At 68.6% G+C, this 13182-nt stretch carries 12 protein-coding genes and 4 pseudogenes; 10 read left to right on the forward strand and 6 right to left on the reverse strand.

Annotation, left to right across the window (positions count from 1 at the left end; translation table 11 throughout):
- Nucleotides 1-1102 (forward strand): TIGR03118 family protein (locus tag EFK10_RS01195; protein WP_127353929.1); only part of this gene is annotated, 1102 nt, incomplete at its 5' end.
- 155 nt (nt 1103-1257) lie between these two features.
- The gene (locus EFK10_RS01200) at nt 1258-1575 is read left to right on the forward strand and encodes a restriction endonuclease (RefSeq protein WP_240676903.1); all 318 of its coding nucleotides are present in this window, start codon (nt 1258-1260) and stop codon (nt 1573-1575) included.
- Between the two features lie 161 nt (nt 1576-1736).
- Here EFK10_RS01200 and EFK10_RS53010 read toward each other — a convergent pair.
- A pseudogene (locus tag EFK10_RS53010) lies at nt 1737-2570 on the reverse strand (DUF6233 domain-containing protein); the annotation flags it as partial.
- Here EFK10_RS53010 and EFK10_RS01205 point away from each other — a divergent pair.
- Nucleotides 2455-2842 (forward strand): annotated as a pseudogene (locus EFK10_RS01205) (DUF2637 domain-containing protein); the annotation flags it as partial. The pseudogenes EFK10_RS53010 and EFK10_RS01205 overlap by 116 nt on opposite strands.
- Nucleotides 2843-3436: 594 nt before the next feature.
- Nucleotides 3437-3655: pseudogene (locus tag EFK10_RS01210) on the forward strand (IS6 family transposase); the annotation flags it as partial.
- Nucleotides 3656-3696: 41 nt separating this feature from the next.
- Here the strand turns inward: EFK10_RS01210 and EFK10_RS01215 are convergent.
- Nucleotides 3697-4488, reverse strand: a complete 792-nt coding sequence (locus EFK10_RS01215) for a helix-turn-helix domain-containing protein (RefSeq protein WP_127353930.1) — start codon at nt 4486-4488, stop codon at nt 3697-3699.
- Between the two features lie 83 nt (nt 4489-4571).
- Here EFK10_RS01215 and EFK10_RS01220 point away from each other — a divergent pair, with 83 nt between their 5' ends.
- On the forward strand, nt 4572-5081 hold the full coding sequence (locus EFK10_RS01220) for an ATP-binding protein (protein ID WP_322973262.1): 510 nt from the start codon (nt 4572-4574) through the stop codon (nt 5079-5081).
- Between the two features lie 199 nt (nt 5082-5280).
- On the forward strand, nt 5281-5589 hold the full coding sequence (locus EFK10_RS01225) for a putative quinol monooxygenase (RefSeq protein ID WP_164835754.1): 309 nt from the start codon (nt 5281-5283) through the stop codon (nt 5587-5589).
- A 195-nt stretch (nt 5590-5784) separates the two neighbouring features.
- Here the strand turns inward: EFK10_RS01225 and EFK10_RS01230 are convergent, their stop codons facing one another.
- Nucleotides 5785-6729, reverse strand: a complete 945-nt coding sequence (locus EFK10_RS01230; protein ID WP_127353937.1) for an NADP-dependent oxidoreductase — start codon at nt 6727-6729, stop codon at nt 5785-5787.
- 850 nt (nt 6730-7579) lie between these two features.
- Here EFK10_RS01230 and EFK10_RS01240 point away from each other — a divergent pair.
- On the forward strand, nt 7580-10408 hold the full coding sequence (locus EFK10_RS01240; protein ID WP_127353933.1) for an NACHT domain-containing protein: 2829 nt from the start codon (nt 7580-7582) through the stop codon (nt 10406-10408).
- Nucleotides 10409-10486: 78 nt separating this feature from the next.
- On the opposite strand, the gene EFK10_RS49300 is transcribed toward EFK10_RS01240, so the two are convergent.
- The 3 genes from EFK10_RS49300 to EFK10_RS46875 all read right to left on the reverse strand — a co-directional run bounded on the left by EFK10_RS49300 (nt 10487) and on the right by EFK10_RS46875 (nt 12008).
- Nucleotides 10487-10609 (reverse strand): hypothetical protein, encoded by a 123-nt coding sequence (locus EFK10_RS49300; protein WP_407646986.1) that lies wholly within the window; start codon nt 10607-10609, stop codon nt 10487-10489.
- Between the two features lie 194 nt (nt 10610-10803).
- The gene (locus tag EFK10_RS01245; RefSeq protein WP_127353938.1) at nt 10804-11217 is read right to left on the reverse strand and encodes a CoA-binding protein; all 414 of its coding nucleotides are present in this window, start codon (nt 11215-11217) and stop codon (nt 10804-10806) included.
- 530 nt (nt 11218-11747) lie between these two features.
- Nucleotides 11748-12008, reverse strand: a complete 261-nt coding sequence (locus tag EFK10_RS46875) for a hypothetical protein (protein ID WP_164835753.1) — start codon at nt 12006-12008, stop codon at nt 11748-11750.
- On the opposite strand from EFK10_RS46875, the pseudogene EFK10_RS49305 reads away from it, so the two are divergent.
- The 3 genes and pseudogenes from EFK10_RS49305 to EFK10_RS01265 all read left to right on the forward strand — a co-directional run.
- Nucleotides 11890-12154, forward strand: a pseudogene (locus EFK10_RS49305) (hypothetical protein); the annotation flags it as partial. The gene EFK10_RS46875 and the pseudogene EFK10_RS49305 overlap by 119 nt on opposite strands.
- An 81-nt stretch (nt 12155-12235) precedes the next feature.
- Nucleotides 12236-12517: a ribbon-helix-helix domain-containing protein gene (locus tag EFK10_RS01260; protein ID WP_127353934.1), complete on the forward strand. Its 282-nt coding sequence runs from the start codon at nt 12236-12238 to the stop codon at nt 12515-12517.
- Nucleotides 12514-12903 carry a hypothetical protein gene (locus EFK10_RS01265; protein ID WP_127353935.1) on the forward strand — a complete coding sequence of 130 codons (390 nt, stop codon included), beginning with the start codon at nt 12514-12516 and terminating at the stop codon, nt 12901-12903. Before EFK10_RS01260 ends, EFK10_RS01265 begins: the two co-directional genes overlap by 4 nt.
- The last annotated feature ends 279 nt before the right edge of the window (nt 12904-13182 follow it).

A 13182-nucleotide genomic window follows, 5' to 3' on the forward strand; every position in this document is an offset into this window, starting at 1 on the left:
TGCGTTGGCCCTGGGCGCCGTCGGCGCCCTGGCTGCCGTGTCGCCGCCCGAGCCGGGGCCGCCGTGGCAACGGCCGGACACCGGCTTCCGAGAGGTCGATCTCGTCTCTGACATCCCGGGCAGGGCGGAAAAGACGGATCCGAACCTGGTCAACCCCTGGGGTCTGGCATCGTCGCCCACCGGAAGGGTGTGGGTCGCGGACAATGGCGCCGACAAGGCCACGATGTACGCGGGAGCCCAGCGGGGGAGGCCGGTCAGGATATCGCCGCTGGTGGTGTCGATCCCGGAGGGCGGCGCGCCAACCGGGATCGTGCGCAACGACACTGACGCGTTCCGGTTCAGCGGCTTCGAGAGGGCCGGCGTCGCCCGGTTCGTCTTCGCGGGGGAGAACGGTGACCTCTTCGCGTGGGATCCGGGCGTATCGCGGACGAGCGCCGTCCGGGTGGCGCACGAGAACAGCGGCAGCGAAAACGCCGTGTTCAAGGGGCTGACGCTGGTGAGCTGCGCGGAGAAGCATGACTGCCGCGGGAGGGACCAGTGGCCGAGGCTGCTCGTCGCGAACTTCCGTGACGCGCGCATCGACGTCTTCGACACGAACTTCACCCTTGTGCCGTCCGCTGCCCGGTTCGAGGACCCCAACATTCCCAGCGATTTCGCGCCGTTCGACGTCAAGGTGATCGGCTCGCGGGTGTTCGTGACGTACGCCAAGCAGAATGCGGACAAGGAGGATGACGTCGCCGGTCCGGGCAACGGCTTCATCGACGTGTTCAGCACCGAGGGACGGCTGTTGCAGCGCTTCGCGACCCAGGGTGTGCTCAACTCGCCTTGGGGTCTTGAGGTAGCACCCCGGGGATTCGGGAAGTTCTCCGGTGACCTCCTTGTCGGAAACTTCGGGGACGGCCACATCAACGCCTTCGACCTGCGCACCGGGCACTTCGAGGGAACTCTCAAGGATCGCAAGGGGCACCCGATCGAGATCCCCGGGCTGTGGGGGCTTCTGCGCGGCACCGACCGGTCCGGCGGCCGGGACGCGGTCTGGTTCGCTGCGGGAATCAACGACGAAGCCAACGGGCTGCTAGGCGTCCTGCGCGCTCAGCACTGACCCCTGGCGCGTTGCCCCGGGCCGTTGGCGTGGGTCCGCGATCCACGCCGACGGCGTTGCCCTGGTGAAATTCGAGCCGGCGCTCTCGCGCGGCCGGTGGCCCGCTGGGCGGCTTCTCTCCGCCTTCGGCGAAGCCGCCCAGCGGCACGGCCGACGTGACCGGCTACCTGCCTGACGGCCGCAAGATCGTCATCCAGTGCAAGAGGTACGCGAGGCACTGCACGGTCGGCAGCCGCGACATCCAGACGTTCAACGGCACCGCCCGTGCCGAGCACGGGGCCGACGTCCCCAACTTCGTCGCCTCCTGTGTCTTTACCGATCCCGCCCGCAAGTTCGCCGCCCGGCACGACCTGTGCCTGATCGACATCAATCTGCTCGGCCTCTGGAACAGCGGCACCGTGCTGACTTCGTTCCTGGACTTGGACATCGGCCGCTCCGGCACCAACCGCAAGCTCCACCCGGACCACGACTGACGGAGCATCCACGACCGGGATTCCCAAACTTGGGAATCCCGGTCGTGGCACCGCTTGTGCTGCGCAGCACTTACACGCCCCTCGCGCTCGGCCCGCGCGCGACTCCGGGAGCAGCCGTCGTGGTCCGTACGGAGGCACCGCCGGGGGAGCAGCACGCGGTCGGGACGGCAGGTCCTGCAGGCGACCGCGTCGTCGCGTCCGAGGGCGGCCAGCGCCTGGCGGTCATCGGCGGGCCGGCGTCCGCCGCGGCCAGCGTGGCAGTCAGCGCGGTGAACAACCCACTGGGCCGGGGCACTGATATCCGGGCGCTGCTCGATGCGCCAGGCAGGCGTTCGCCCCTGCCGCTGAGTGGGCAGGGGCGAGTAGTCCTCTCCCTCGATCGGCGTGCACACGGCGGCGGGCGCGGCGAAGGCCACTGGCGACGGCTCGCCGACGAACAAGCCGCGTACATTCGCCTTCGCGTACACCGGGACCTCGACCAGATGCCACCACGATCCGTCCTGTTCCTGGAAGCGGCCGCGTACGACGGCATCGAGCGCCTGGCCGTCCGGCAGCGTCACGCGGGCGTAAGGCCTCGCGCCCTCCTGTCGTTCAGCACCACCCTCCATAATTCGGATTCTAGTTCGAATAGGTGCTTCAGCAACCACGCCGGGTTCGCGACTCGTTCCTGCGGCCGGCGAGGTCATGGGGTATCGAGGCGGGGGAGGAGAGGTGGCCAGGCCGGCGTGTTCGCCGTGAGGTTCCAGCGTGACGTGATCACTTTTCGGGACGATCCCGTGCAGGGGATGCCTGAACCCCCCCGTGGGTAACGCTCCGTGAGAGTGTGAATGCTGATAAGTGTGTTGATGAAGGAGGGGCGGCACGTGACGGTGGGGCAGGGACGGACGTGCCGCGTGGCCGGACCCGCTCGGGGTCGGCATGCACGCCATCATCCCGATCCTGTTCGTGGTCAGCGTCGAGGCGGCGCGGCACGCGATCGGGCGGGTCGCGGACATCACCGCCGACCGGCACATGGAGTCGGTGCGTATTACCCGCTGGCTGCTCGCGCCCTGGCCGACCTTCCGTCTGTGGCGGCGGATGAAGCTGTGGGAGCTGCGCAGTTACGACGAAGTGATCCGCATCGAGCAGCAGCGGCTCGTGTACCGGGTCTACCTGAGGACGAAGTTCGGCCGTAACTGGAAGAGGCAGGCGCCGGTTGAGGTCCTGATGCCGCTGCGGCTGGCGCGCTTCGGGGTGCCGCTGGCCGAGACGGTTCCTGCCGCGCTGGGATCGGTCGACCTGCCGGTGCCCGACCTCTTCCTCATCGGGCAGGATCCGCAGCTCACGCCTGGGACCAGCGAGGGCCAGGTTCCGAGGCTGGCCCAGCACGCTAGCGCCGGCGAGGCCTCCGTCGAAGTCAGCCAGGGGGTGGAAGAGCACCAAGAGAACGCTGGAGCCAGCACGGCGCCGGAGCCGTACGTACAGCCGAAGCTGGCGGCCGTGGCCGCCGACGACGGCCTCCGCGCGGGGGCCGTCCAGGCGCGCGTAGGTGAGGACGCCGCCGTCCCGAGCCCTCATCGGACCCAAAGCCCTGCGCCACTCGCTCCCGAGCGCGAGGTACGCCAGCGTGTCACCGTCCGCGTGCAGCGCGGGTTCGACCCTCCGCCGGCGAACGTGGAGGCACCGGATGAGGCCGAGGACTCGGCCATAGCAGTCCCTGCAGCAGCAGAACGGCGGCCGGCGGGAGCACAGCTCACCACGGTCGACCGGTACTTCCGGGCCTGGGCGGAGTACGTCCAGTCCTTCGGAACAGTTCCAGGCGGCGACCAGTTGTCTGAGTTCCTCACCCACCGCGGCTTCACCGGGCGCGGGGGAGGGGCCGTCAGCCCGCCAGCCCACCAGGCAACGCGAACGGGCCATGAAGGGCTTCCGCAGCGTAGGCGGGGCCCAGCGGTTCCTGTCCGCGTTCAGCGGCATCTCACCCCACTTCCGGCCCCGCCGCCACCTCATGACCGCACCCGACCACCGCGCCGAAATGACCATCCGCTTCGCCATCCAGGAGCAGATCACCGGCGTCACCGGCCGGCCCACCGCGGCCTGAGCCCAGGCCGGCACCCGGCCCCACCACGCCACGACGCACCGTCAGACACCCACACACCCAACAACGTGACAACGCCCTTTCGGGTCAGCGATGAGCCGCCCGTTCTGCTGCCCCTCGGAGTACGCGAGTCGTCGACCCTCCGGGGTCTCCAGCAGCCGCATTGGCCCGTCCAGGCACGCATGGGCCTCGGATTCGAGCGGCATGACTTGGAACATCACATTGCGCCGTGCCGACTGCTCCAGCACGTGGTCGAACAGACCCCGCATCACCTCCGGACCGCCGAGCCCCCGCCGGAAGACGGGCTCCTCCACGATGAAGCTGAACGGGACATTCGGCCGCTCGCGCAGCATGGTCTGCCGATCAAGGCGAGCGGTCACCTGGGCCTCCAACTGCTCATCCGTCAGGAGCGGGATGCTGTTGGCGAACACTGCCCGCACATACCCCTCCGACTGCAAGAGCCCCGGCATCAGCCTGCACTCGTACGTGCACAGACTCACCGCCACCCGCTCCAGGCGGCCCCACTGCCGGAACCAGGCCGCCAGCCCGGGTTCCCCTCGCGTCAGATGCGGGGCCGCCCGGCGCAGGGCTCCCGTGGCGCCCAGGGCTTCCTCCGCACGTTCCACGAAGGACGGATCGGGCATCCGCCGTCCCTGCTCCACCGACTCCACCGTGTGCCTGGAGAAGCAGACCCGCTCCGCGAACTCCTGCCGGCTCAGGCCCGCGTGCTCTCTCAGGGCCTGGACGACGGCTCCGAACGTCCGCAAGCTGCCGGAGCGGGCCGGCTCCCGCTCCCAGTCGGAGTCACCCGCTGCCAGGGCGTCATCAGCCGTCATACCCGAACCCTCCCGCAGCCGCACTGTTCTCAGCGATCCCCTCACCCAGCGTGACGGAAAGTCAGACGTACTGTCCACTGTTGGTGTCCGTACGCTCACTCAGCGTACGAGGTGCGGCGCTGGCGAGGACGCCGGGACCGCGGCCACGGTGGCCCCATGAGCTCAGCCACACCGCACCTTCCGCCCACCGTGTCCACGTTCGTCCAACTGCTTCCACACAGCCGGCATGGATCCGGCTCGCCCGGCGGGCCGCGGTCGCGCGGCTCCGCTCCTGGCCTGTAGCTCCCGTCATCGTCGACCAGGCCGAGCAGATCGTTGCCGAGCTCGCCGCCAACGCGGCTTTGCACGGACGGGTACGGGGCCGCTCCTTCCGGCTCGCCCTCGCGCTCGACTCCGCCATGTGCACCCTGCGAATCGAGGTAACCGACGCCCGTGGCGAGAGTCCGCCCGTCCCACGGCCTGCCCCGGGCCCGGAGGACGAGTCGGGGCGCGGCCTGCTGATCGTGGTGACCCTGGCCGACCGATGGAGCGTGGACCTCACCGTCCCGCTGCTCAAGACCGTCTGGGCCGAACTCGACCTCGGCCGCGGGTGACCTGCGCGCACTACCGCACTTCCGCACCGCCCGAGCGGTACGGGTGCTGGCTTTCGCCCGTCTGGTCGAGGATGTTCTGACATGCTCCGGAATGGACGGGACGCGGAGTGACTGGCGGGTGCGACAGGCGTCATATTGCTCACCCGCGACATTCAGGCAAGATCGATATGTCAGCAGTTTCAGCCGGAAGGGGCATGTCGTGCAGGTTCTCCTGGTAACGCTCAAGATCAAGCCGGAGCAGCGTCCGCAGTTCCTCGCGGCCGTGGAGGACGACGCGACCTCCTCGGTGCGCGACGAGGCGGGGTGCCTGCGGTTCGAGGCCTTTCAGGGCGCCACCGACCCGGACACCTACCACCTGGTCGAGGTCTACCGCGATGAGCAGGCGGTGGCTGCGCACGTCGAGACCGCTCACTACGCCAGGTGGGCGCAGGCATCGAAGGAATTCCTCGCCGAGCCGCTCACCGTGGTGCAGGCCCGTGACATCCTGCCGCTGACCCTGCCCTCCTGATACTCCCGCCGAGGCGTGTACGGGCGTCCCGCGCCATCCTCCGTCACCTCCGACTGCACGGGGACGGCGAACTCGGCTGCCCGGCGGGAAGGCTGCGCTCGGCGGCGAGTCGCCCCCATGCCCGGTGACGACAAGGAGTGCCGAGGCCCTCGTTGTCGGATCGGTCGAAGCACGCGGCGCGCGCGGCGTCCCGGCTCAGTGGACGGACAGCACGACCTTGCCCTGGGTGCGCCCGGACTCGATCAGCTCGTGGGCTTTGGCAGCGTCGGCGAGCGGCAGCACTGCCGACACCTCGGGTCGCAGCTGACCGGCCTCGACCAGGGCGGTGAGCTGCTCCAGCCCTCCAAGGTCGGGCTCGACGAGGAACGAGGTGGCGCGCAGCCCGCGGGCGCGGGCCTGCTCCTCCACCGCCGGGTCGGCGCCGCCGGGCACGGCGACCATCAGCCCGCCCGGACGCAGTACCTCAAGAGAGCGCCGCTGGTGCTCCGGGTCGCCGATGTTGTCCACCACCAGGTCGACGTCGTGCACCACATCTTCGAACGCGACCGCTGAGTAGTCGATGGTCTCGTCGGCGCCGAGCGAGCGCAGGAAGTCGTGCTTGGCGGCGCGGGCGGTACCGATCACGTAGGCCCCGCAGGCCTTGGCGATCTGCACGGCCAGGTGCCCGACGCCGCCGGCCGCGGCGTGCACCAGCACCCGCTGCCCGGGCTCCAGCGCCGCGGTGTCCACCAGGATCTGCCAGGCCGTCAGGCCCGCCAGAGGCAGCGCCGCGGCCTCGATGTGGGACAGCCCGGCCGGTTTGCGGGCGAAGTGCCGGGACGGAGCCGTCACGTACTCCGCGAACCCGCCGCCTTGGTGCGGGAAGCGCGGCATCCCGTACACCTCGTCGCCCGGGTGCAACGTGGTCACACCGAACCCGGCCTCCTCCACGACGCCGGACACGTCCCAGCCCAGGATGAATGGCGGCTTTCCCACGATCCCGGCCATGCCCCCGCCCGACCGGGTCTTGACGTCCACCGGGTTGATCCCGGCAGCGTGCACCCGCACCAGGACCTCGGTCGGGATGGGCTCGGGACGGTCCACTTCGGCGAGCCGAAGCACATCCCGGTCTCCGAAGCGGTCCTGGACGACGGCTTGCATGCTCATGCTCTGCTCTCTCCTGGTCGGTTCTCCCCCCTCGGTCCTACAACGCCGGAACCGGCCGTGGTTCTCCCCGGCCGCCCAGCAGGCCGGTGGGCGCGCGCCGCGCCGCCGGACGCGGCGGGACCTGGCGGAGGTCGGCGGCGCGGGAACGCGTCCCTCCGGCCCAGCTCCCGACCGGGCAGGCTTTGCCTTGCGGTGGCTCCGCCGTCGCGTGGCACACGTAGGGGAAGGGGTCGGCCGCAGCTGTCGGAGGCGGGTTTCCTGCTCACCGCCGGTCCGCTGCGCGAACTGGCCGACCTTGCCTCCCGCGAGGTGAACCGGCACACCCCGCACTTCCTGATCATCGACGAGATCAACCGCGCCAACCTGGCAAAGGCTCCAACGCCACCCGCCAACGTGACAGCGCCCCTGAGACAGATGACGGGCTGAGACACCCGAACTGTTCCTAAGGCGTTGGCGGGTACTTCGTCCAGCAGCACCAGACGGGACAGTTCCAGCGATTGCTCGTACGGGATCTTCTGCGCTCCGTCGGTCGCGCTTCCCGCAGGTCAGGGATATTTTACCAATGAGTCGAAAGTGTGACTGACAGGTATGCCGCTGACCGTGTACGAATGGCGGGCCACTGGGCTCTCGGGTGCTGAGCTCGCCGCGCCGCTTCGATGAAACCTGTCTACACAAAGCGACGGGCAGGTAGCTCTCTTGGTGCCCCGCGCTCCAGGCAGTGAGAGCTCTTGAGACTGTCGGCGTCCACAACGAGACCCCGTTACCAGTTCCCAAGATCAAGGCACGTCGGAACGCGACGGCGACTACGCTGACTGAGGCGGTTCGTAGGCTTGGGGGGCGTCGGATGGATCCCGCAGTCATCGGCACACGCCTGGCTTCGAGCGTGGTCGCTCCGCTGGTGAAGAAGCTGCTCGCGAAGGAGGGACCGGGCGCCGGGCTGGTCGACAGGCCCGTGCGGCTGTCGGCCCTCGTCTCCTTCCGCGGCGAGAAGCGGACCTTGACCGAGAAGGACGTGCGCGTGCTCGCCGCCCGCCTAGTCCGGGAGGCGGTGGAGTCGCCGGGAGAGGCGCCCTTCCCTCCGGACGAGGAGACGGCGGTCACAGATGCGCTGACGGCCAAGTTACTTGTGCTGGGCGAGCTCGACATGGATGACGTGCAGGCAGTACGGCTCGGCTACCGGGAGCTGGCCCACAAGCTTCACCACCAGGCTCCCACCGGCGACCTGTCCTCTGACGCCTCGCTGTTTCTGGACTCCCTCACCGAGTGGGCCTGCGTTCACGTCATCAACTTCTTCACCCAGCGCTCGACCTTCGTGGCCCGCACGCTTGTGGAGCAGAGCCGTGATCAGGCCGAGCTCATCGCCAGACTAGACGAGCTGATCACCCGGAATCCACGGCTGGACGCCCGTGACGCCGCCTTCGAGCGGCGCTTCCTCTCGTACATCACCAAGAAGCACGGCCGGTTGCAGATTTACGGCATCGACCTGATCAACTCACCGGGCAAGTGGCCGCTGGACGTGGCGTACCTGCGCCTGGAGGCCACGTCGCCCGTGGACGCGTACGAGGACTTCCTGAGCCGGCACCCCCGGTTCCGACAGGGGCGCCAGCCCGCTGACGAGGCCCTCGCCGACCACGACCGCGTCCTCCTGCGCGGCGAGGCGGGATCCGGCAAGACAACGCTCATCCAGTGGCTGGCCGTCTCCGCCGCGCGCCAGGACCCCGACGACCGCATGGCGTATCTCGCCGGCCTGATCCCCTTTGTCCTCCCACTTCGCAGCCTGACCCGCCACGGTGGTCACCTCCCTGCCCCAAAGGATTTCCTTGCCGCTGTGGGCGCGCCCCTGGCCGGTGAGGAGCCGCCCGGCTGGCAGTCCCGCGTCCTCACGGCCGGACGCGGACTCCTCCTTATCGACGGCATTGACGAAGTCCCCGAGAGTGAGCGGGCGCACGCACGCGGCTGGCTCGGCGACCTGGCCGAGGCCTACCCGGGCAATCGCTGGCTGGTCACTTCCCGCCCGTCCGCCGTGGCCGAGGAGTGGCTGGCGGATCAGGAGTTTGTCGAACTGAGGCTGTCGCCGATGAGCCCTGCGGATGTCCAGTCGTTCGTTGGACGTTGGCATACAGCCGCCCGCCCGAACTCGTCCGAGGAAGACGAGGCTCTCGCCTCGTACGAGACCCAGCTCCTGCACGCCATCCGAACCAAACCCGATCTGGGGCGACTCGCCACCAACCCGCTGATGTGCGGTCTGATCTGCGCCCTGCACCGGGACCGCCACGGCTTCCTACCGATCGGCCGCAAGGAGCTGTACCAGGCCGCGCTCAGCATGCTCCTCACTCGCCGTGACCGCGAGCGCGGGGTGACGGGGGCCGAGCTAAGGGAGGAGCCGCAGCTCCAGATCCTCCAGAGGCTTGCGTACTGGTTGATCAAGGACGGCCGTACGGAGATGACCCGCGACCGTGCGCTCACCGAGATCGGCAAGGCACTGCCCGCCCTGCCCGAGATGGCGGCCTTGGGCGAGCCCGAGACCGTCCTTACTCATCTGCTCAATCGCAGCGGTTTGCTGCGCGCTCCGACCCCCGAGACTATCGACTTCTGCCACCGCACTTTCCAGGACTTCCTGGGGGCACGGGCCCTCCTGGACGAGGGCACGTTCGGGATGGTCCGCAAGCACGCCGCCGACGACCAGTGGGAGGACGTCATCCGCATGGCGGTGGCGCAGGGGCGTCCGCGCGACCGGGCGGACATCCTGCGCGAGCTGTTGCGCGGCGGGTCGGCCCGGGCCGTAGTGCTGGCCGCATCCTGCCTCGAACAGGCTACGGAACTGGACCCGGCTGTACGAGCCGAACTCGAACGCAGCATGTCCGCGCTGCTTCCGCCACGTACACCCAAAGCGGTGAGCGAACTCACCTCGGTGGGACCGCTCGCCCTCGACTTCCTGCCGGGACCGGAAGAACTGGTCGGCGCGTGGCCTGCCTCGGATAGCGACGAGTATGCCCAGCTGTGCGTTAGAACTGCGTCCCTTATCGGAACCGACGAGGCGATTCCATACCTGGCTCGATTCAGGAACCACCCATCCCAGAGGGTGCGAGGTCAACTTGCCCTGTTCTGGCACCGATTCGGCATAGAGACCTACGGTCGGGAGGTCATCGCCCACCTCCCGTATGACGACCTCTACCTGATAGCTCACTCCGTGGCAGAACTCCGTGCCCTACGGGAACTGGGCGGCCGACCGTGGATTAGGCTGGTGGGCGACTTCACGGCCAGAAGCCTCCTCGTCTACCTGGATCCGGGCCAACTCGCCCGCCTCGACCTGCGCGGCACCGTCGACGACATGTCAGTGCTGTTCGGATTCCCACTCTTGGAAGTCGTCTCGGTCTCCGAGTGCCCTGAGGACACCTCGCTGGCGAGTCTGCGGGAGCTGCCCAAGTTGCATCAGTTGGGGCTGTCGGCACGGCACGCCTCCTACGCCGCCCAATCGGGTCTGCGTCTCCCTCAGGTCCGCCGTCTCGACCTCCACGACACGGAAACCGAAGCTGTGCTGGAGCCGCTCCCGCAGGCCTTCCCTTCGGTCGAAGCCCTGTGTCTGTCCGGCGGCCCGGGCCCAGGCCACCGCATGGACCGCGCCCGCCTTCGCGCCCTTTTCCCCCACGCGTCGATAAGCGTGACCGAGTAGGTCACCACCAGGATCGCCCGCACCGGACCAGCAGCCCATCACGCCGGTGCAGGCTGGGCTTAGTCCGTGTCCGGTCGATCAGTCACGGCTCATCGACCGGAGCCAGATCTTGATCGACGCGGCCCTGACCGTTCCCAGGAAGACGTAGCCGCGCTTGTCATATCGGGTGGCTACGGTGCGGGTGCCGAAAACCCCATCCATGGCCTGTGACGTGCAGGTTCTCGCGAACGGCCGTTGATCGCCGGACCAGCGTGTCAGACACTGTGGGACTCTGTCGCCCGATTCAGGTGACCAGCGGAAGGCGTCGACCGGCACCAGCGGCGATGCGCAAAGGTGCAGGTCGCGGTGATCGACTTCGCGCCCTTCCCGAATCGGGCGACAGAGTCCCGCAAGCGTCAGCCCAGCCCCAGCCGGGGTATCTCCCGTCCCGGGGAGCGGTCCATCACCATCAGCAGGCCGGCCTCGCGAGTCCTGTCGTAGGCGACCTCGTCTATGACGCCTAGCTGGAACCAGACCGCCTTGGCGCCGATCGCCACAGCCTGGTCGGCGATGCCTCCGGCGAGGGCGGAGTTGACGAACACGTCCACCACATCCACCGGGAAAGGGATCTCCGCAAGGGAAGCGTAGCCCTGCTCACCGTGCACCCTCTCGGCCTTTGGGTGCACGGGCACCACCCTCTTGCCGATGCGCTGCAGCTTCTCGGCCACGCGGTAAGCGGCCCGTTCGGGGTTGTCGGACAGGCCCACCACGGCCCAGGTGTCTCCGGCAGCGGTGAGAATCTGCCTTATTGTCGTGTCGTCGCCATAAATCGTCATGCCTGGCACCGCCGTGCGGTGGTGAGTTCCGCACCAGTTACCACCAACCGCATGATCATGGGGAGTGCCAGGTCTTTGGACTTCGTCAGCCGCATGAGGAGACGTTAGCCAGTTTGAATACTGTATGCAATACCGTCGACAGGAGTCGCGGTGTGCGCGATAGGCCAGGTGGTCTTCGGCCGGGTCGCGACGTGCGCGACGCCCAGTGCGACCTGCCGGGCCGTGCGACCAGGGCCGCCGCGGCAAGGATTGCTGCGATCGTGCAGGTCATCTCTGCCCCGCCGGTCACTGCTCGACGGTGTCGTAGACGGCACGGACGGGGTCGGTCTTGACCAGCCGGCCAGTGGCAGCGATGCGCCGCAGCAGCTCCCTGGCCCGCTTCTCGGTCACCTCGTGACCGGCAGCAGCCAGAACCTCCACGGCCCGCGCCGGGACCCACGTGCCCGCTGCATGAACACGGCGGCGATGAGCACGGTGATCTGCGTGTTGTCCTCGCACGGCAAGCTCTTGCGCTGCGGGAGCCTTCAGGCGTTGGGAAGCGGCTCGACGCCGGCCAGTCGTCGGTCCAGCTCATCGAAGAGGCGAGCAAAGGTAACCGGGGCGTCGAACCAGCTTTGCGGGTCGGTGTTCTCCTTCCCGCCGAGGACCCACGTGGTCAAGGCGCGCCGCGATGTGAAGGCGGCGGAGCAGGCCACGGTCGTATACGTCGACGGTGTCCTGCGGATCGAGGCCCCGGTGGCGAAGAACCAGTACTTCGGCCCCTCCGGGTCCATCGAGGTGACCATCCAGCTAGCTGCCCGCCGGCTCGAGCATCGAGGCGAAGGCGTCCTGCACCGAGTTCCGGGGCGTCGGACGCCTCGGCGACGTCGCCTGCGAGGGCGCACACGGCGCGGTCAAGATCGACGAGGCCGCGAGCGTGCGCCCGACAGTCATCGTAGAACCAGGCGGCGGGCTTGCGGCTTCCTTGCTCGTCTCTCGGACAACCGATTCCTTACTGCGGTAAGGTGGCTGTATGGCATCGAAAAAGGTCACGATCACGCTGGACGAAGGCGTTGTCGCCACGGTCGACGAGCTGGCCGGTCCGATCAGCAGCAGGTCTGCGTTCATCGAGGAAGCCGTGGTCGAGAAGCTCGAAAAGGCGCAGCGTGCGCAGCGTGCGGTGCAGTGGTTCGCCGACCGTGCCCGGGCCGAGCACTCCGAGGAGTGGGAGGAGGCGCTGGAGGCCGTCAAGGCCGCCGACAGGCGTCGCGGCTACACCCCCGCGACGGGTGCTGACCGGGGTCATGCGGCGTGAGCGCCGGCTACATCCTGGACCACACCGCGATCCGTTCCCTCGCCCTGGGCCGCCCGTACATGGTGGCCCGCGTCTTCCACTCCGCGGAGATCGCGCAGCCCCTGTACATCCCGGCCGTTTGTTTCACGCGAGGTCTGGCCGACTCGATCCTCGGCGAGGTCTATGAGCGGCTCCAGGACGCGCTGTCCGCTCCGAGCTTTGTTTTCAGGCCCCTGGACGAGGCCGCGTGCTGGGCGGTCGCGCAGATCGCGCACGAACGCGCCACCGACATCGCCGCGGGACACGCCGCGCACCTGGCCCTGTCCACCGGCCTGCCGGTGCTGACTCTGCAGCCGGGAGCCTACAAGCAGATCGACGCCCGGATCGACACCGAAGAGATCGCCTGACCGAAGCCGCTCGCGCCGCGGCCTCCGCTGCTGCCCGGGCCAGCCCGGATGGCCACGGGGCGATGCGGCCGCTGTCGAATACTGCCCAGTGCCAGGTACACCGGTTGGCGTCGGTAATGCGAGGCGCGTGACGGCGGCGCCGGGCCCGATGTCCGCAAAGCCGTTCACCCGCTGGCACGTATGTCGACGTCGGGTGAAAACTGACCGCTGAACGGCGGAGCAAATCTGACCCACCTCGTGGTCGTCCGATCATCCTGATCTTGGTTCGAAGGTCAGGAG

The organism is Streptomyces soli, from assembly GCF_003999195.1.
Lineage (GTDB): Bacteria > Actinomycetota > Actinomycetes > Streptomycetales > Streptomycetaceae > Actinacidiphila > Actinacidiphila soli.

Coding starts and splice junctions, on each gene's coding strand:
- EFK10_RS01215 (WP_127353930.1), bottom strand. CDS start 4,488: ATGACGGCTGATGACGCCCTGGCAGCGGGTGACTCCGACTGGGAGCGG.
- EFK10_RS01230 (WP_127353937.1), bottom strand. CDS start 6,729: ATGCAAGCCGTCGTCCAGGACCGCTTCGGAGACCGGGATGTGCTTCGG.
- EFK10_RS01240 (WP_127353933.1), top strand. CDS start 7,580: ATGGATCCCGCAGTCATCGGCACACGCCTGGCTTCGAGCGTGGTCGCT.
- EFK10_RS49300 (WP_407646986.1), bottom strand. CDS start 10,609: ATGGATGGGGTTTTCGGCACCCGCACCGTAGCCACCCGATATGACAAG.
- EFK10_RS46875 (WP_164835753.1), bottom strand. CDS start 12,008: ATGGTCACCTCGATGGACCCGGAGGGGCCGAAGTACTGGTTCTTCGCC.
- EFK10_RS01260 (WP_127353934.1), top strand. CDS start 12,236: ATGGCATCGAAAAAGGTCACGATCACGCTGGACGAAGGCGTTGTCGCC.